Raw genomic sequence first — 17,608 nt, forward strand, 5'->3', positions numbered from 1 at the left:
CGCGGCGGCCGCGGCGCAGTACCGTCCAGGCATGCGACGCTGGCAGATCGAGGGTGTCCTGGCGGTCCTCGCGCTGCTGCTGGGCTCCTTCTTCCTCGCGACGACCATCAGCGAGGGCGACGGCTGGCCCCTGTGGGCCGAGCTGGTCGCCGGCCTGGTCGCGGTGGCCGGCCTGGTCCTGTTCCGCCGGAGCCGGCCGGTCGCGCTGACCCTCGTCCTCATCCCGCTCGGCATCCTCTTCGGGATGCCGATGGGCGCCGCGCCGATCGCGCTCTTCGCCGTCGCGCTCTACCGGCCGGCCCGGGTCGCCGTCGGGGTCGCCGCGCTGCACGCCGTCACGCTCGCGGGCGTCTACCTGATCGCGCTCGGCCCGACCCGCGTCTACTGGGAGTCGGTGACGTTCATGGTGCTCCTGGACGTCATCGTCGTCGCGATCGCGATGCTGGTCCGCTCGCAACGGCAGCTCGTCCGCTCGTACGACGAGCGGGCCCGGCAGGCCGAACAGGGCCAGCAGCTGCGCCTCGAGCAGGCACGGCTGGGCGAGCGGGAGCGGATCGCGCGCGAGATGCACGACGTGCTCGCACACCGGATCTCGCTGCTGGCCGTGCACGCCGGCGCGCTGGAGGTGCGCCGGGACGCGCCGCAGGACGAGCGGGCGGCCGCCGGGGTGATCCGGCAGAGCGCGTACGAGGCGCTCGAGGATCTGCGGCAGGTCATCGGGATGCTGCGCGAGCCCGCCGACGACCGGCCCCAGCCGACCCTCGCGGACGTGCCCGCGCTGATCGAGCAGTCCCGGGAGGCCGGCGCGCGGGTCGAGCTGGAGCTGGGCGCCGCCGAGCCGGTGCCGGCCGGGCTGGGCCGGCACGCGTACCGGATCGTGCAGGAGGCGCTGACCAACGCCCGCAAGCACGCACCGGGCGCGAGCGTGCGGGTGGCGGTCACCGGCCACGCCGAGCAGGGCCTGGTCGTCGAGGTCGGCAACGCCCTGGTGGCCGGCGGGAAGACGCTGCCGGGGGCCGGCGCCGGGCTGGTCGGCATCGGCGAGCGGGTGCAGCTCGCCGGGGGCCGCCTCGAGCACGGGCCGACGACGGCCGGCGAGTTCCGGCTCCGGGCCTGGCTGCCGTGGACGCCGTGACCCCGGTGCGGGTGCTGCTCGTCGACGACGACGCACTCGTGCGGGCCGGGCTGACCATGATGCTCAACGAGTTCGACGGCATCGAGGTGGCCGGGGCGGTCGCCGACGGCACCGAGGTCGCCGCCGCGGTCAACACCCACCGCCCGGACGTCGTGCTGATGGACATCCGGATGCCGGGCATGGACGGGCTGACCGCGACCGAGTCGCTGCGCGCCCGCCGGGACCCGCCCGAGGTGATCGTGCTGACCACGTTCGACACCGACGCGCACGTGCTGCGGGCGATGCGAGCCGGCGCCGGCGGCTTCCTGCTCAAGCACACGCCGCCGGCGGACATCGCCCGGGCCGTGCGGCGGGTCGCGGCGGGCGAGCCGATGCTCTCGCCGGAGGTGCTGCGCCGGATGATGGGCCTGGTCGCGGCGGCCGGAGGTGACCCGTCCCGGGAGCGGGCCCGCGCGGCGCTGCGGCGGCTCAGCCCCGGCGAGCGCGACGTCGCGTCGCTCGTGGCGCAGGGCCGCACCAATCAGGAGATCGGTACGGCCCTGCGGATGAGCACGGCGACGGTCAAGGCGTACGTGTCCCGGCTCCTCACCAAGCTGGACGCGACGAACCGGGTGCAGGTCGCCCTGCTGGTGCACGACGCGCGTGAGGAGTCCTCAGGACCGCCATGACCCACCCGGGCCGTCGGCGAACGGCACCATGGCGTCGAGGAGCTTGTCGAGCGGGATGCTGGCGAAGCCGACCCGGACGTCGCTGGCGCCGTACGGCAGCCAGAACCGCCCCGCGTGCACGAGCCCGCCGCAGGAGTAGACGACGTTGGGCACGTAGCCCTCGCGCTCGATCTCGTCCGGCTCCAGCAGCCCGTGCGGCAGGTCGGCGATGACCAGCTCCGGGTTGTCGAGGTCGAGCAGCATCGCGCCGATCGCGTACCGGCGCATCGGGCCGACGCCGTGGGTGAGCACCAGCCAGCCCGCGGTGGTCTCCACCGGCGACCCGCAGTTGCCCACCTGGATCAGCTCCCAGCCGCGGTGCGGCACGAGCAGCGGCACGGCCTCCTGCCAGCGGTTCTGCTCGTCGCGGACGCTCAGCCCCAGCGTCTCGCCGTCGCTGCGGCACAGCGCCAGGTGCCGCCCGTTGACCGGCCGCGGGAACCGCGCCATGCCCTTGTTGCGGGCGGCCGGGCCGCGCAGCGCGGTCACCTCGAAGTGCCGTAGGTCGCGGGTGTGTATCTGCCGGCCGGCGATGTGCCGCCCGTCGTACGCGGTGTAGGTGGCGTAGTAGGCCGTGCGCCCGTCCTCCTCCTCGACCTGCACGAAGCGCGCGTCCTCCATGCCGTTGCTCTCGGCCGGCGTGGCCGGCCAGAGCACCCGCTGGTGCAGCGGGGCGGTGGCCGGGAACGTCACCGCGTAATCGCTGGCCACGATGCGCCGGATCAGCTCCAGCGTCTCGTTGGCGAGCGGCCGGGCCAGCAGCTCGGCGGGCAGGTTGTGCAGGACGTCCTCGAACGCCTCGTCGTCGTAGCGGTCGGGCAGCGAGGACAGCACAGTGGCGGTGATCTCGTTGTCGATGTCCTCCTCGGCCAGGCCGGCGGCGAGCAGGTCGCGCCGGTGCTTGGCGCCGACCCGCGGGCCGATCATCAGCGGGCCGGAGCGGTCCTCCAGCCGGATCGTGTCGTCCGGGCCGAGGATCGCGGAGCAGAAGCCGATCGAGGAGATGTGCCCCTCGCCGATCTGCCGCAGGCTGATCGCGGTGCGCAGCTCGCCCGGCGCCAGGTCGCTCTGGTCCGGGTGCGGGACCATCGACGGGTTGCACAGCGCCGCCGCCTCGACGGAGAACTCGTGGCTGAAGTACGCGCCGATCAGCGCCCGGGCCGTCGGCGACAGCTCGATCTCCGGCGGCACCCGGTGCTGCACCAGGTCGTAGTGGTGCTGGAAGGTCGCGCAGATGTCGTGATGGCGCCCGGCGAACCGGGCCAGCACGTCCTCGAGCAGCCGGGCGTTCTCCTCCTCGGTGAGGCGCAGGACGCGCTCGATGATCGAGGAGGCCCGGCTCTGTCCGATCTGGGCGTCCTCGCCGGGCACGAACAGCTTGATGACGACCCGGCGGCCGTCCGGCTGCATCGTCAACGCGTGACGCAGGGCGAGTGAGGTGGTCGACGTCGGCTCGAGGTCGCTGGGATCCATGATTGCGGTCATGCCAGTCCGCCTGACGGTCGGGTCGCGCTCCTGCTCGCCAACGCGCGTGCGTGCTGCAACGTGGAGATGAGCGCGAGGGTGGATTCGGCGCCTTGGTTCAGATTAGGGCCATCCGGCTTCAGACCGTCATATCCACCACCTGTCAGGGGGTCGTACATCACCGTGCCGGTGTCGTTGTCGCCCAGGAACCAGGCGATGGACATGAACAGCGGCGCGTCCCAGCGTTCGTCCCCGGTCACCGCCGCCGCCGTCGCGCAGGCGTCGGCGGTCGCGGCGGCCTCGATCGGCTGCTGGTCGTGCCGGTGCTTCGGCACGCCGGGCCGCCAACCGCCGACCGGGACGGTGGAGAGGTGGCCCTCGTGCTCCTGCATGCGGCACAGCCAGGAGAGCATCCGCAGGCCGTCGGCGAGCAGCGGCTCGTCGCCGAGCAGATCGCCGGCCTGGATCAGCACCTCGGCCGGCGCCGGGTTCGCGTAGGTCAGCTCGGGCTCCGGCCAGACCCACTCGGGGTCGGGGCCGGGCGGCCCGATGACCGTCGCGGCGTCGCCGAGCAGGGAGGCCGCGGCGCGGGACCGCGGGTCGGCCCGCAGCACCTCCGCCGCGCCGAGCCCGGCGAAGGTCATGGCCCGGGGCCACGGCGAGCGCTGCCGGGCCGCCCTGGCGAACCCCTCGGCCGCCCCGGCCCGGATCCACGGGACCGGGCAGCGGGCCGCGGCCGTGCCGAGCCCCCACACCAGCCGGCCCCACCAGTCGCCGAGGCTCGGCTCGTCGTGCCAGACCCGGTCGTAGCCCATGCGGTTGTGGCAGGTGCCGTCCGGCGCCAGCGCGTGCGTCAGGAACGCCAGGTACCGCTCGGCGAGCCGGACCACCTGCGCGGTGGGCTGCGGCTCGCGGGCGGCGACGAGCAGGCCCCGGGACACGTCGTCCACGCAGTAGCCGTGCCAGCGCCGGGGTATCGCGTTGCGGGCGTGCTCGAGCAGGCCGGTGTCGTCGGAGAGGCGGGCGATCTGCGCCCAGCTGGGCTCGGGCGCGTCGACGAGTCGGATGGGCGGCGGTACCAGCCGCAAGGAGATGCTCACGCGGGAACCGACGTAGCAACGCGGGTGCGGTCCTGCACCAGCCGGGTGGCCAGCGCCTGGTAGCGCGCGGCGACCGCGGGCCAGCGCAGCGTCGGGCCGCCGGTGAAGCCGGCCAGCTGGTCTGGCGAATCCCTTAGCGCCAGCACGTGCCGGATCGCGGCGGCCATCGCCTCCGGGTCCTGGTGCGGCACCAGCAGGCCCGGGCCGTCGGCGAGCAGCTCGACGGCGTGCGGGAACTCGGTCGCGACCACCGGCACGCCCGCGCCGACCGCCTCGATCAGCACGCCGGAGGTGACCTGCTCGGTGGAGTCGTACGGCAGCACCACCGCGTCCGCCGAGCGGATCAGCCGGCTCAGCGCCGCCTGGTCGTGGTAGACGTCGTCCCAGGTGACCTCGTCGGTGACGCCGAGCTCCGCGGCGAGCTTGCGCAGCGACTCCCGGTAGACGTCGCCGTGCTGCTCGAGCACCTTCGGGTGGGTCCGGCCGGCGACCGTGTACAGCGGGTGCGGGTCGAGGTCGCCGAGCAGGGCCAGCGCGCGCAGCGCCCACTCGATGCCCTTGCCCGGGCCGAGCAGGCCCCAGGTGAGCAGGTGCGGGGTGGCGCTCGCCGAGCGCGGCGTGCCGCAGTGGCTGCCCGCGCCGTGCGGGATGACCGTGATCTTCTCCGCGTCGACCCGGTAGCCGGTGGTCAGCCGCCGGCGCGCGGTGTCGGTCATGGTGACGACCGCGTCGGCCGTCGCGACGATCCGCTCGAGCACCGTGCGCTGCAGCGGCGACGGGTTGCTCAGCACCGTGTGCAGCACGACGATCGTCGGCATCTTGAGTGCGCGCAGCACCGGCAGCACCTCGTCGCCGCCGTCGCCCGGGTAGATGCCGTACTCGTGCTGCACGACCACCACGTCGAACCGCTTCAGCGCGTTGGCCGCGGCCGCCCAGCCGCCGGGTGTGTCCGTGTGCCAGGTGTGCACGATCCGCGGCGCCGTCCGGTCGACCTCCAGCCCGCCCCCGGTCGCGTCGGCCGAGAGCAGCCGGACCACACCGCTGCCGGGCGCGCCGCCCGTCAGGTGGCTGGCGAGCGCCGCATTGAACGTCGCCAAACCGCATTGCGTGGGGGGATAGGTGCTCAGGAAGCCGTACGTGGCGGGCATGAAATGGGCCTTTCTGATCGGGCGGCTGCCTCCCCGCAGCACGAACCGGCGCGCGCGGGCAGAGAGCGCGGCGCACACCTCAGCTATTCAGCGGCGACTAAGGAAATGCCGCAATTCGGTAATAGGACATTAACAAGATCGGCCATTTCAGCTGCCCAATTCACGGTAAATCCGCAGGTAGTCCTCGACCATCCGGTCCGCGCCGAACCGCGCCCGGGCGCGGGCCCGGCACGCCGCCCGGTCCAGCCGGTCGATGCCCGCGACGGCGGCGACCGCCTGGTCCACGTCGTCCACCAGGCGGCCGGTGACGCCCTCGTCGACGACCTCGGGCATCGATCCCTTCCGGTACGCGACGACGGGCGTGCCGCACACCATCGACTCCACCACGGAGAGGCCGAACGGCTCGGCGAACAGGATCGGGTGCAGCAGCGCGGCGCTGCCGCCGAGGATCCGGGCCCGGTCCGCCGGGCCGACCGAGCCCAGGTAGACCACCCGCTCGCCGTCGATGTGCGGCTCGACCCGCTCGGCGAAGTAGCGCGGGTCCTGCACGATGCCGCAGAGCGTCAGCCGGCGCCCGGCCCGGCGCGCGATCTCGATGGCGCTGTGCGTGCCCTTGTCCGGATGGATGCGTCCGAAGCAGACCAGGTCCTCGCCGCCGGCCGGGTCGAACGGCAGCCCCTCGAGGTCGACGCCGTGGTAGACGGTGCCGACGTAGTCGAGGTCGGGTGAGCGGTCGGCGTCGGAGATGGAGACGAAGTGTGACTTGGCCCGCCGGTACGCCGGCAGGATGTTGCTCCCCGAGAAGCCGTGCACGGTGGTCAGCATCGGCGCCCGGCAGTGCCCGGAGAATGCCAGCGGCAGCCAGTCGAGATGGTTGTGCACGAGGTCGAATTCGCCGGACCGCTCGAGCGCGTACGCGATGTGCAGCGCCTCCCACACCCGGCCGTCGAGCTCGGGTGACTCCTCGTACCCGCTCGGGCAGACGCCGTCGAGGGCCGCCTTGGTGACCGAGTCGAGCGTCGCGAAGAGCGTCACGTCGACGCCGCGCTCGGTCAGCCCCTCGGCGAGCAGGCTGGTGATCAGCTCCCAGGGTCCGTAGTGAAGCGGCGGGGTGCGCCAGGCGACCGGTCCGAGCAGGGCGATCTTCATGGGGCCCAGTATGAAGTGGATCGGCGTGTTAAAGAGGGGTTATGGAGAACCCCTGGTGGCACAGCGCAGTCGTCTATCAGATCTATCCGCGCAGCTTCGCCGACGCCGACGGCGACGGCATGGGCGACCTGCGGGGCATCATCGATCACCTGGACCACATCGCGGGCCTCGGCGTCGACGTGATCTGGCTGTCGCCGGTCTATCCGTCCCCGCAGGACGACAACGGCTACGACGTCAGCGACTACCAGGACATCGAGCCGGTCTTCGGCACCCTCGCGGACTTCGACGAGCTGCTCGCCGGCGTGCACGAGCGCGGCATGAAGCTGGTCATGGACCTGGTCGTCAACCACAGCTCCGACGAGCACTTGTGGTTCGTGGAGAGCCGCGCGGGCAAGGACAGCGCCAAGCGGGACTGGTACTGGTGGCGCCCGGCCCGCGAGGGCATGGTGCCGGGCACGCCCGGCGCCGAGCCGAACAACTGGGGTTCGGTCTTCGGCGGCTCCGCGTGGGAGTACGACCCGGCCAGCGGCGAGTACTTCCTGCACATCTTCAGCCGCAAGCAGCCGGACCTCAACTGGGAGAACCAGCAGGTCCGCGACGCGGTCTACGCGATGATGAACTGGTGGCTCGACCGGGGCGTCGACGGCTTCCGGATGGACGTCATCGACCACATCTCCAAGGACACCTCGCTGCCGGACGGCGTGCCCCGGCCCGGCTCGGCGTACGGCGACGGCGGGCCGTACTGGCTGAACGGGCCGCGCAACCACGAGTTCCTGCGGGAGATGCACGAGCGGGTCTTCGCCGGCCGCGACGCGAAGCTGACCGTCGCCGAGATGCCCGGCGTGACAGTGCAGGAGGCGGTGCTCTACACCGATCCGGCCCGCCGCGAGGTCGACATGGTCTTCGGCTTCGACCACGTCTGGGTCGACCGCGGCGCCGATCCGTGGCTGCTGTACCCGCTGAAGCTCACCACGCTCAAGGGCATCCTCGGGCGCTGGCAGGCCGGGCTGGCCGAGGTCGGCTGGAACAGTCTCTACTGGAACAACCACGACCAGCCGCGGGTCGTCTCGCGGTTCGGTGACGACGGCCCGCGCTACCGGGAGCGCTCGGCCAAGATGCTGGGCGCGGTCCTGCACCTGCACCGCGGCACGCCGTACATCTATCAGGGCGAGGAGCTCGGGATGACGAACGCGCCGTTCGGCACCATCGCCGACTTCCGCGACATCGAGGCGCTCGGCCAGTACGCGCAGGCGGTCACCCACGAGGGGCGCGCGCCGGAGGACGTGCTGACCGTGCTGCGGGCGCGGGGGCGAGACAACGCGCGCACCCCGATGCAGTGGGACGCCACGCCGAACGCCGGCTTCAGCAAGGGCACGCCGTGGCTGCCGGTGAACCCGAACTATCCCGAGCTCAACGCGGCCGCCGCGGTCGAGGACCCCGACTCGGTCTACCACTTCTACCGCGCTCTGATCGAGCTGCGGCACTCCGAGCCGGCGGTCGTGCACGGCGACTTCACCATGCTGCTGCCGAACGACGAGCGGCTGTACGCGTTCACCCGCGCGCTCGACGGCACGACGTTGCTGGTGATCGGCAACTTCACCGGCGAGACGGTCCGGGCCGAGATCGACGACGCCGCGGCGTGGGCGGGAGCGGAACTGCTCCTCACCAACGCCGCGGCACCGGACGACCTGATCCTGCAACCCTGGCAGGTCGTCGTCTACCGGCGGGTCAGCCGGCCGTGATCGTGTCCCAGGAGAACGCCAGCAGCGCGGACGCGGCGCCGAGCAGGGCCAGGGAGACTCCGCGCGTGCCGATCGGCAGGGCGGCGAGCACGAGCAGGATGACGGCGATGAGGTAGAAGATTGCCTGAACGGACATCGGAGAGCCTCGATTCTGTGGGGGACAGCCTGGCGGCGGGCCTGTTACCCCGGGACCGAGGTGCGTCAAACCACGGGCAGCGCCAGCGCCGAGGGGTGCTCCGGGCCGTGATGCACCGTCGTGCGGGTGGCGACCAGCCGCACGGCGGTGCCGATCGGCTCGCCGGTGCCGGGGTTGCGGGCGAAGCGCGGGTGCGCGCCGCCGCTGACCTGCAGCCGGATCCGGTGGCCGGCGGCGAAGCGGTGGCCGGCCGCGCCGAGCACGATGCGCACCGGGTCCTCGTCCGCGTGGTCCGGGGTGAGCCGGACGAAGCCGTCGCACACGTTCACCGACCGGCCGGCGGGGTCCACGTCGCATAGCCGCACGAACAGGTCGAAGTGGCCGGTGCTGCCGGTCGCGTAGAGGTCGGCGGTCGGCGTACCCATGATCTCGACGGCCTCGGGCAGCGGCCCGGTGGTGAAGGTCCGGACGTCCGGGCGCGACTCGAGCGGCTTGTTGTCGCGGGCGCCCTGCGTGCGCGACTGCAGTTGGCCGGCGAACGACGGCGTCGGGTCCGCGGGGTCGTAGTCGAAGCTGGTTGCGCCCTCGGCCGGCTCGCCGAGCTCGCCGCCCGGGCGCAGGTGCAGGCGCAGCTCCGTGCTCGGCGGCGGCCACTCCGGCAGCTCGCGCCACTCGCCGTCGACATGCACCCGTACGCGGGTGGTCCGCTCGCCCTCGCCGAGCAGGTGCACCCGCAGGTGCTCGAGGGCGTCCGCGAACAGCTCCGGCCAGCCCTTGTCGAACGCCGACGTGTGCGTCCACGGGCCGATCATGAGGGTCGGCTCCTGCCCGGCGGCGCGCAGCCGGGCGTACTGGTCGAGGGTCTGCTCGAGGGTGAGGTCGTGCCAGCCGCTGACCAGGCTCACCGGAACGGTCATCCGGTCCGCCGCCGGACCGGCGTCGGAGCCGGCCCAGAACAGATCGTCCGGGTACGGGTGGTTGACCCAGTCCTCGAACTCCTGCCGCCGGCCGCCGAGCGCACGCCGGTAGGCGTCGAGCAGCGGCACTCCCCGGACGGCGCGCCGCAGGTGCACGGCGAGCCGCAGCATCGCCGCGGCGTATGCGGCCGGGCCGGCCGACTGGTGGAAGAACGCCGTGCCGCTGACCAGGGCGAGCTCGAGCCGGAACGCGCCCTGCCGGCCGGGGTAGAAGCCCTGGTGGAAGTCGTGCGCGGCGACCTGCAGGACGGCGGCACGCCACTCGGGCGGCGGGTCCAGCCCGAGCGACCACTGCACGTAGCTGAGGTAGCTCGGGCCGATCGTCGCGAAGGTGCCGGGGAACCACTCCTGCTTGCGCAGCCACTCGACCGCGGCCTGGCCGTCGGCGGCCTCGTTGCGCCACAGGTGGAAGTCGCCGCCCGAGCCGCCGGTGCCGCGGGTGCTCTGCACGATCACCCGGAAGCCCTGCGCGGCGAAGCCCGCGCCGAACAGCAGGCTCCACGGGAAGCCGCGCCCGTAGGGGCTGCGCACGAGCAGCACCGGGCAGGGCTCGTCGGTGACCGGGGCGTAGTGGTCGGTGAGCAGGATGCTGCCGTCGGCGGCGGGCACCTCGAGGCCCGGCTCCCACTCGACGTCGTATCGCGCCGTCGCCCGCGCGCGGCGGCGCATCAGTCGAAGGAAAAATGGCAGACGTTCCATAACCGGACCTCATTCCCGTACGTTGTACTGAAAATAGCATCCCGGAGGTGCCCGTGCCCAGAGGTCGCCCGCCCGCGCACACCCGGCCGCAGGTCGTCGCGGCCGCGATCGCCGTCGCCGACGCCGACGGGCTGGACGCGCTCACCATGCGGCGGCTCGCGGCCGACCTCGGCGCGGGGGTGATGTCGCTCTACACCTACGTGCGGGACAAGGAGGAGCTGCTCGACCTGATGTTCGAGCAGGTCAGCGAGTTCGACCCGGCGTACGGCGGCGACGACCTGCTGAGCCTGGTGCGCTGGCAGCGCGCGCTGATGCTGCGGCACCCGTGGATGCCCGCCGCGCTGCCCAACCGGCAGCTCGGCGGCCCCAATCTGCTCGGCTACCTGGAGCGCGGGCTGGTCGCGCTCGAGCCGACCGGCCTGCCGGGCGGGGCGAAGATGGAGATCCTGGCGCTGCTCACCGGGTTCGTGGCGAGCTACGTGACCAACGAGCTGGCGCAGGCCCGGGCCGGGGTCACCGACTCCGAGCGGGTGGGCGAGCACGTCGCGCGGCTGCAGGCGGCGGTGGCGAGCGGGGCCTATCCGCAGCTCGCCCGGGTGATGAGCGAGGGAACGACGACGGCGCCGCCGCCGAGCTTCGAGGCCATCGCGGCCCGGATGATCGCCGGCCTGCTCGGAGGTTAGCCGCTCCGGCGCCGCGGGTACTGGTCGGCCATGACCGTTCACGTACTTCACCGGAGCCGGACGGCCTGGTGGGGCCTGCTCCCGTTCGCGGCCGCCACCCTCGCCGCCGCGCTCATCGGCGGCCTCGGCGTCGCCGGCACGGCAGGCGAGTACCAGAGCCTCGAACAGCCGTCGTGGGCGCCGCCGTCGTGGTTGTTCGGCCCGGTCTGGACCATCCTGTACGCGATGATCGCCGTCGCCGGCTGGCTGGCCTGGCGCCGCGCGGGCTGGACCCCGGCGCTCACCGTCTACGCGGTGCAGCTCGCCCTCAACGCCGCCTGGACGCCGATCTTCTTCGGCCTCGGGCGGTACGGGCTGGCGCTGGTCGACATCGTCGTGCTCTGGGCGCTGATCGGCGCCACGATCTACCTGTTCCGGCCGATCTCGCGGACGGCGGCGTGGCTGCTGGTGCCGTACTGGCTGTGGGTCACCTTCGCCACCGCCCTGAACGCCGCCATCTGGCACGCCAACTGAGTGACGCGGGCGGGCCCGCGTCACTCAGCGCTGGATCAGGAGCGCAGGCAGATGTCGAACGGTTGGCCCGCCGGGTCGAGCAGGACGCGCCAGCGGTCCGGCGTCGGCTGCTCCGCCGGCTTGGTCGCGCCGAGCGCCAAGGCCTGCTCCTCCGCCTTGTCCAGGTCGTCGACGTAGAGGTCCAGGTGGTAGCGCTTGGGCGCGGCCTCCTTCGGCCAGCCCGGCGCCGAGTAGCCCGGCACCTTGCCGAAGCCGATGGTGGTCGAGCCGTCGCCGATCATGGCGTACTCCGCGTCGCTGTGCTGTAACTTCCAGCCCAGCACCTGCGAGTAGAACGTGGCCAGGGCCGCGGGGTCCTCGGCGTCAAGGTTGATCATTGCCAGGGACGCGAATCCGGGCATGGCAGAACCTCTCTGTTGTCGGCGGCGCCGGTCGCCGCCGTCAACACCGATCCTGCCGAAAGAGACTGACACCTCCTGTCAGGTATCTCGGCGCGCCGCCAGCCAGCCCGCCACCTGCGCCCGCGAGGTGAAGCTCAGCTTGCTCAGGATGTTCTCCACGTGGCCCTCCGCGGTGCGCTGCGCCACCACCAGGCGGGCCGCGATCTCGCGGTTGCTCAGGCCCTCCGCGATCAGCTTGATCACCTCGCGCTCGCGGGGCGTCAGCCCCAGGTCGGCGAGGCGCGCGTCGGAGGCCGGCGGCACCGCGGGCGCCTCGGCGCGCGGCGCCGGCACCGCCGCCGCGGCGGGGCGGGGCGCCCGGTCCAGGGCCAGCTCGACGGCCTCGGCCGTGGTCAGCGCCGCGCCGCGCCGGAACGCGGTGTCGAACGCCCGGTCGCCGAGCCGGCCGCGGATCTCCAGGATCGACTCGTGGTGGAAGTCGTGCAGGCTGCGGAACGACGACAGCGACGCGTGCATCGCCCGCCACACCCGCTCCGAGGCGCCCAGCAGCTGCGCCGCGTGCTGGTCCCGGCGTTCGCTGCCGGCCGCCCAGCCCAGCGCCTCCAGCGCCAGGCCCATGCCGAACTGCTCGTCCTCGACCAGCTTGCCGACCTCGAGGCTCTCCTTCGCCGCATCGGCCGCGCCCGCCGTGTCGCCGGCCCGCCAGCGCAGCACGCTCAGCGCCCACAGCGCGAACGAGCGCCACCACACCTCGCCGTTGGCGGCGGCGAGGTCGCGGCAGGCCATCAGGTCCGGGTAGCCCAGGGCGGGGTCGCCGGTGGACAGGCCGCGGGCGAGCCCGAGCACCGCGAGCGTCCACATCTCGCCGCTGAGCGCGCCCATGTCGCGGAAGACGGCCTGCGCCCGCTCGAACAGCGGCAGCGCCCGCGCGTGGTCACCGCCGAACATCGCGATGTTGCCCTCGACCAGCGGGATGAACGCCGACTCCGGCGACGGCGGCAGGCTGCCCGCCAGCGACCGGGCGTCGGCCAGCAGCACGTAGGCGCGCGGCCGGTCGTTCTGCACGCAGGCGATCCACGACGCCACCCGCAGCGCCTTCACCCGGGTCCAGTGCCGCGGCGCCGGCATCGCCAGGGCGCGGTCGAGCCAGTGCCGGCCCTCGGAGAGAAAGCCCCGGACGAACCAGTGGTTCTGCAGGTCCGCGGCGAAGCGCAGGGCCGTCTCGGGCGGGCCCTCGGTGACCGCGAACTCCAGCGCCACCCGCAGGTTCGCCTGCTCGTGGCGCAGCCGCAGCATCAGCGCCGCCTGGTCCGGGCTGGCCCAGTGCGCGTCGCCGTACGCGGCGAGCTCGGCGAACCAGTCGCAGTGCAGGCGCGCGATCGCGGGCTGTTCCCCGGCGTCGGCCAGCCGGGCGGCGCCGTACTCGCGGACCACCTCCAGCATCCGGTAGCGGGCCCGGGGGCCGTCGCCGGTGCGGGAGATGACGGACTTGTCCACCAGGGACGCGATCAGGTCGAGGATCGCCTCCGCGGACAGCTTCTCGTCCGCGCAGACCTGCTCGGCCGCGTCCAGTTCGAGGCCGCCCGAGAAGACCGACAGCCGGGACCAGAGCACGCGCTCCGGTTCGGAGCAGAGGTCCCAGCTCCAGTCGATCAGCGCGCGCAGCGTCTGCTGCCGTGCCGGCGCGTTGCGGGCGCCCGCCGTGAGCAGGCGGTACCGGTCCGTCAGGCGCTCCAGGATCTGCTGCAACGACAGCACCCGCAGCCGGGCGACGGCCAGCTCGATCGCCAGCGGCATACCCTCCAGCGCCTGGCACAGCGCGGTGATCGTGGCGCAGTTCGCGTCCGTGACCTCGAAGCCGGGCTGCACCGCCGTCGCGCGCTCGACCAGCAGGCTGGCCGACTCGTAGCGGGGCAGGTCCGCCGGGGTGCAGGCGGCGTCGGGCTCCGGCACCGAGAGCGGCTGCACGGTCAGCGTCGCCTCGCCCGAGATCCGCAGCGCCTGCCGGCTGGTCACCAGGATCCGCAGGTCGGGGCAGGCGCGCAGCAGGGTCTCGGCGAGGTCCGCGCAGGCGCCGACGAGGTGCTCGCAGTTGTCGAGGATCAGCAGCGCCTGCCGGTCGGCGAGGAACGTGGCCAGGCCCGGCGCGTCCGGGCTGACCGACTCCTCGCGTACCCCGAGCGCCTCGGCGACGGTGACCGCGACCAGATCCGGATCGCGCAGCTCGGCCAGCTCGACCAGCCACACGCCGTCGGTGAACGCGCGCCGCATCTCCCGCCCGACGCGCATGCCGAGCCGGGTCTTACCGACGCCGCCGGCGCCGGTCAGGGTGACCAACCGGCTGGTGGAGAGCATCCGCCGGACGGCGGTCATCTCGTGCCGCCGGCCGACGAAGCTGGTCACCTCGGCGGGCAGGTTGCCGACGGGACCGCGCGAGGTTGTGGCGGCGCTCATAGGAGCACGTTAGTAGGTGTGACCTCCGAAAGTGGGCTACCGGATGCCCAAGGATGCATCGAGTCGGCGAACGAGGGCGAGCCCGGCGTCGACGCGCGGGGCGACCGCCCGGCCGTCCGGTAGCAGCTCGCCGTCGTCGTCAAACGTCACCACGCCGTTGCAGAGCAGGCTCCAGCCCTGCTCAGGGTGGGTGGCTACCACCGGCGCGGCGTGGTGGTCGGTCTGGGTGGCCCCGGGACAGGGCGGCACGTGCACGCACAGCATGTTGGTCCTCCAGCGACCAAGAGTTCGTCGCGACCGCCGCGTGAGACACCGGGGAACTACCCGACCCGTACCCGAATACCGGCTCGCGGGTACTTCTCCCGTGTCCGGCGGCGGGTCCGGTGGATCACCATGGACGCCGACCTACAGAGAGGGGGGCGCACATGGGCCGCCACGCGGCCGACCGGCCGGGCCGACCACCGCTGCACTCCGACCTGTTCTCGCCGACGCCGGGCAGCGCGGCCGAGCGCTACGCGCAGGCCCGCGCCGAGGCGGCGTTCGACAGCCTGGTGGAGCCGCACCGCGAGGAGCTGGCCGCCTACGTGCGCCGGCTGACCGGCGGCGACGAGGTGGCCGCCCGCAGTGTGCTCAAGGAGACCTTCTACCGCGCCGCTCAGGACCCCGGACGCTATCCCCAGCGTGCGTCCGCGGTACGTCCGTGGCTCGTCTTGACCGCCAGAAAGGTGCTGCGTGACGGTGAGCGGTTCGCCCCGGCCGGGCACGACGACAGGCCTCAGGTCGTCGTGCCCGACCGGGGCACCAGACAGGCCACGACGATCGTCGCGGCGATGGACGACCTTGCCGCGTCGCATCGGGACATCCTCATCGAGCTCTTCTACCGCGGCGTCTCGCTCGAGGACGCCGCGGCGGCCCGCGCGGTGGGTGTCGAGGAGCTCAAGTCGCGGCTCTACTTCGCCATGCGGTCCCTGCGGGTCGTGCTCGATCAGCAGCTGGCCGAGCGGCACGACCCGGACGACGACTACCGCAGGTAGACCAGCCCGTCGGCGATGACGCCCGGCCGGCCCGCGGTGCCCTCCACCTTGATCCGCACGGTGTGCCGCGCGCTGTCGCGCCAGGCCCGGGTCCATACCGCCCGCCGGTTCAGCGTCCGCGGCGAGCGCAGATCGATCATCCCGGCCGGCCGGCCGTCCACGTAGACCTGCACCCGGCCCGAGGCCGCCGTGCGGGTCACCGCGAGCGACGCCGACCGGCCGGTGAAGGACCAGCTCAGCGAGGAGTTCGCGGCCGTGCTGCGCAGGGCGCCGCCGCCCAGGTAGGCGCGGCCGCCCAGCGTGCGCCAGGCCCCGGTCCGCGCGGCCCGGGACTCCGCGACGACCACCGGCGTACGGGTGACCGTCACCGACCGCGCGTTGCCCGCCCGGTCCGTCGCGCGCAGGCCGTAGGTGGTCGGCACCCCCGGGCGTACCGTGCCGGCCCAGGTCCTCGCGGCGGCACCGAGGCCGGCGGTGACCGGACCGCTGAGCGTGACGCGGCGCAGCCCGCCGGCGTCGGCCGCGGCCCAGCGCACGCGCACCGGTACGACCCCGTTCAGCGAGCCGGTGCGAAGGAGCACGCTCGGGCCGCCGGTGAACCGCGGCAGCGTGCGGTCCGACACGACCGTCACGTTGACGTTCGACGTGCGGCCGTTCAGCGCCACCGCGCGGATCCGCAGCTTGTGCCGCCCGGCCGGGATCCGCAGCGGCCCGCTGCGGTGCCCGCCCGGCGCCGACGCGGCCAGCGCGCCGTCGACCAGGAGGTCGAAGCGGTACATGAGCGAGGTCGGGGTGCCGACGCGCCAGAACGGCCGGATCACGCCGCGCGTGTACCAGGTACGGCCGGACCTGCTCGCGCCGTTCACCTTGGTCAGCGCGAGGCTCCGCGGCCCGGCCGCCGCGATGCTGCGGATCGAGCCGAGCTGGCCGTACAGGCGGTCGCCGGGGCACTCGGTCTTGCCGGTGTCGCGGTGCCCGGCGATCCGGTTCAGCGTCGCCCGGCTGCCCATCCGGAACCGGTCGCTGCCGTTCGAGACCATCGCGACCCGGCCGGCCGGCGTGTTCCCGTACGCCCCGATCTTGTACGCCGCGACCTGCGCGATCACCCGCTTGACCCGCGCCGGCACCGGGCGCCCGGTGTAGTCGCCGAGCACCGCGATCGCGCTGCTGCGCGAGTTGAAGCCGAGGGTGTGCGCGCCGACGACGGCCCGGGCGACCCCGCCGCCGCGCCCCTCGAACAGGGTGCCGCACCGGTCGACGAGGAAGTTGTAGCCGATGTCGTCCCAGTGCTTGCTCTTGACGTGGAACGCCTGGATGCCGCGGATGATCGCGGCCGACTCGGCGCAGCGGTAGCCGTTGGTGCCGGCCGTGTGGTGCACGAAGAGGACCTGCACGTCCGCCGAGTACTCCGGCGCGGCCCGCACGATCGACTCGTCCGCGCCCCAGCGGGCCCGGCTCACCAGCCGCGGCGCCGGCCGTGGCTGGACGGCGACGCGCGCGGTGCCCTGCGGCGGTGCCGCGCGCGGCGCCGGCGCCGGTGCCGGCGGATCGCCGGGGTCGATCAGGTCGAGCCGCAGCCCGGCCGGCGGTGCGGCGCGGCCCGGTCCTGCGGCGACCCGCGCCTGCACGCCGTCGGAGGCGCCGACCCAGAGTGGATCGGTGCCGCCCCGGGAACCTGGCTCGGCGGGGGAGACGCCGTCGGCCTCCAGCGGCTGCCAGCCGGTCCACCTGCCGTCCGCGGCCCGCCGGGTGCGGACCTCGACCGCGCCGGCGAGCGCGGCGCGCGGGTCGGTCCAGGTCGCACCGACGAGGCTGAACGGCCGGGTGGCGCGCCGGGGCACCGCCCGGGCGCCGACCGCGGAGGAGGCGCGGCCGCCCGCCGACGAGCCGGTCGCCGGGGCCAGCTCGATCGTCTGCAGCGTCGGCTCGGTGGGCGCCCGGCTGAGCCGACTCGCCGCTACCTCCCGCCGAGAGTCGCCCCCGCCCTTGCTCGCCGCACCCGCTGCCGCGCCGCTGAGCGCGACTGCGGTGCCGAGCATCGTGGCGATGACTCGCCTGTGCGTCTTCTCCACGTCTCTCCCCGCGAAAACACTGGATTTGGCCAACTCAGGATGAATCGAACTAGTCGGGAATGTGCCGAGTTGCCGGTTCCAGTGATCCCAGTCACGTACCCGCCGGGGTGAAGGTCCGATTTCTCATGCGCCGCCGCCGGCTGCCGAAGTGGTATGGCATCGCCTCCGCGCGGTGATCTTTACGCGCCTGCGGC

16 protein-coding genes are annotated in these 17,608 nt (G+C 73.4%); 6 read left to right on the forward strand and 10 right to left on the reverse strand.

Features of this window, described 5'->3' with window-relative positions; all coding sequences use genetic code 11:
• Positions 1 to 31 precede the first annotated feature (31 nt).
• Positions 32 to 1,135 (forward strand): histidine kinase, encoded by a 1,104-nt coding sequence (locus tag ACIBSW_RS29130; RefSeq protein ID WP_354722025.1) that lies wholly within the window; start codon positions 32 to 34, stop codon positions 1,133 to 1,135.
• A complete protein-coding gene (locus tag ACIBSW_RS29135) occupies positions 1,123 to 1,803 on the forward strand; it encodes a response regulator transcription factor (protein WP_354722026.1) in 681 nt (226 codons plus the stop codon). The genes ACIBSW_RS29130 and ACIBSW_RS29135 overlap by 13 nt, the downstream gene beginning before the upstream one ends.
• On the opposite strand, the gene ACIBSW_RS29140 is transcribed toward ACIBSW_RS29135, so the two are convergent.
• The 4 genes from ACIBSW_RS29140 to ACIBSW_RS29155 all read right to left on the reverse strand — a co-directional run bounded on the left by ACIBSW_RS29140 (position 1,789) and on the right by ACIBSW_RS29155 (position 6,703).
• Positions 1,789 to 3,327 (reverse strand): glycoside hydrolase family 130 protein, encoded by a 1,539-nt coding sequence (locus ACIBSW_RS29140; RefSeq protein ID WP_354722027.1) that lies wholly within the window; start codon positions 3,325 to 3,327, stop codon positions 1,789 to 1,791. The two genes, ACIBSW_RS29135 and ACIBSW_RS29140, sit on opposite strands and share 15 nt — an antisense overlap.
• Positions 3,324 to 4,406 (reverse strand): glycosyltransferase, encoded by a 1,083-nt coding sequence (locus tag ACIBSW_RS29145; RefSeq protein ID WP_354722028.1) that lies wholly within the window; start codon positions 4,404 to 4,406, stop codon positions 3,324 to 3,326. The genes ACIBSW_RS29140 and ACIBSW_RS29145 overlap by 4 nt, the downstream gene beginning before the upstream one ends.
• Complete coding sequence (locus tag ACIBSW_RS29150) at positions 4,403 to 5,554, reverse strand: glycosyltransferase (protein WP_354722029.1); 1,152 nt, start codon at positions 5,552 to 5,554, stop codon at positions 4,403 to 4,405. Before ACIBSW_RS29150 ends, ACIBSW_RS29145 begins: the two co-directional genes overlap by 4 nt.
• Before the next feature lie 147 nt (positions 5,555 to 5,701).
• Positions 5,702 to 6,703, reverse strand: coding sequence for a glycosyltransferase family 4 protein (locus ACIBSW_RS29155; protein WP_354722030.1), 1,002 nt, complete (start codon positions 6,701 to 6,703; stop codon positions 5,702 to 5,704).
• Positions 6,704 to 6,744: 41 nt separating this feature from the next.
• On the opposite strand from ACIBSW_RS29155, the gene ACIBSW_RS29160 reads away from it, so the two are divergent.
• Positions 6,745 to 8,445 carry an alpha-glucosidase gene (locus ACIBSW_RS29160; RefSeq protein ID WP_354722031.1) on the forward strand — a complete coding sequence of 567 codons (1,701 nt, stop codon included), beginning with the start codon at positions 6,745 to 6,747 and terminating at the stop codon, positions 8,443 to 8,445.
• On the opposite strand, the gene ACIBSW_RS29165 is transcribed toward ACIBSW_RS29160, so the two are convergent.
• Complete coding sequence (locus tag ACIBSW_RS29165; protein WP_354722032.1) at positions 8,432 to 8,581, reverse strand: hypothetical protein; 150 nt, start codon at positions 8,579 to 8,581, stop codon at positions 8,432 to 8,434. The two genes, ACIBSW_RS29160 and ACIBSW_RS29165, sit on opposite strands and share 14 nt — an antisense overlap.
• A 65-nt stretch (positions 8,582 to 8,646) precedes the next feature.
• Positions 8,647 to 10,227: a CocE/NonD family hydrolase gene (locus ACIBSW_RS29170; RefSeq protein WP_354722033.1), complete on the reverse strand. Its 1,581-nt coding sequence runs from the start codon at positions 10,225 to 10,227 to the stop codon at positions 8,647 to 8,649.
• A gap of 77 nt (positions 10,228 to 10,304) precedes the next feature.
• Between ACIBSW_RS29170 and ACIBSW_RS29175 the strand changes: the two genes are divergently transcribed.
• Together ACIBSW_RS29175 and ACIBSW_RS29180 are read left to right on the forward strand one after the other, a co-directional pair.
• Complete coding sequence (locus ACIBSW_RS29175; protein ID WP_354722034.1) at positions 10,305 to 10,940, forward strand: TetR/AcrR family transcriptional regulator; 636 nt, start codon at positions 10,305 to 10,307, stop codon at positions 10,938 to 10,940.
• Between the two features lie 30 nt (positions 10,941 to 10,970).
• On the forward strand, positions 10,971 to 11,453 hold the full coding sequence (locus ACIBSW_RS29180) for a TspO/MBR family protein (protein ID WP_354722035.1): 483 nt from the start codon (positions 10,971 to 10,973) through the stop codon (positions 11,451 to 11,453).
• 35 nt (positions 11,454 to 11,488) lie between these two features.
• Here ACIBSW_RS29180 and ACIBSW_RS29185 read toward each other — a convergent pair whose 3' ends face one another.
• The 3 genes from ACIBSW_RS29185 to ACIBSW_RS29195 all read right to left on the reverse strand — a co-directional run bounded on the left by ACIBSW_RS29185 (position 11,489) and on the right by ACIBSW_RS29195 (position 14,569).
• A complete protein-coding gene (locus ACIBSW_RS29185; protein ID WP_354722036.1) occupies positions 11,489 to 11,854 on the reverse strand; it encodes a VOC family protein in 366 nt (121 codons plus the stop codon).
• Positions 11,855 to 11,932: 78 nt separating this feature from the next.
• Positions 11,933 to 14,308, reverse strand: a complete 2,376-nt coding sequence (locus tag ACIBSW_RS29190; protein ID WP_354722037.1) for a LuxR C-terminal-related transcriptional regulator — start codon at positions 14,306 to 14,308, stop codon at positions 11,933 to 11,935.
• Between the two features lie 36 nt (positions 14,309 to 14,344).
• Positions 14,345 to 14,569: a DUF5999 family protein gene (locus tag ACIBSW_RS29195; protein ID WP_404799508.1), complete on the reverse strand. Its 225-nt coding sequence runs from the start codon at positions 14,567 to 14,569 to the stop codon at positions 14,345 to 14,347.
• 164 nt (positions 14,570 to 14,733) lie between these two features.
• Here ACIBSW_RS29195 and ACIBSW_RS29200 point away from each other — a divergent pair, with 164 nt between their 5' ends.
• Positions 14,734 to 15,342: a hypothetical protein gene (locus tag ACIBSW_RS29200; RefSeq protein WP_354722039.1), complete on the forward strand. Its 609-nt coding sequence runs from the start codon at positions 14,734 to 14,736 to the stop codon at positions 15,340 to 15,342.
• Here ACIBSW_RS29200 and ACIBSW_RS29205 read toward each other — a convergent pair.
• The gene (locus tag ACIBSW_RS29205; RefSeq protein WP_354722040.1) at positions 15,330 to 17,414 is read right to left on the reverse strand and encodes an N-acetylmuramoyl-L-alanine amidase; all 2,085 of its coding nucleotides are present in this window, start codon (positions 17,412 to 17,414) and stop codon (positions 15,330 to 15,332) included. The two genes, ACIBSW_RS29200 and ACIBSW_RS29205, sit on opposite strands and share 13 nt — an antisense overlap.
• Between the last annotated feature and the right edge of the window lie 194 nt (positions 17,415 to 17,608).

The organism is Actinoplanes sp. NPDC049668 (genome assembly GCF_044465445.1).
GTDB lineage: Bacteria > Actinomycetota > Actinomycetes > Mycobacteriales > Micromonosporaceae > Actinoplanes.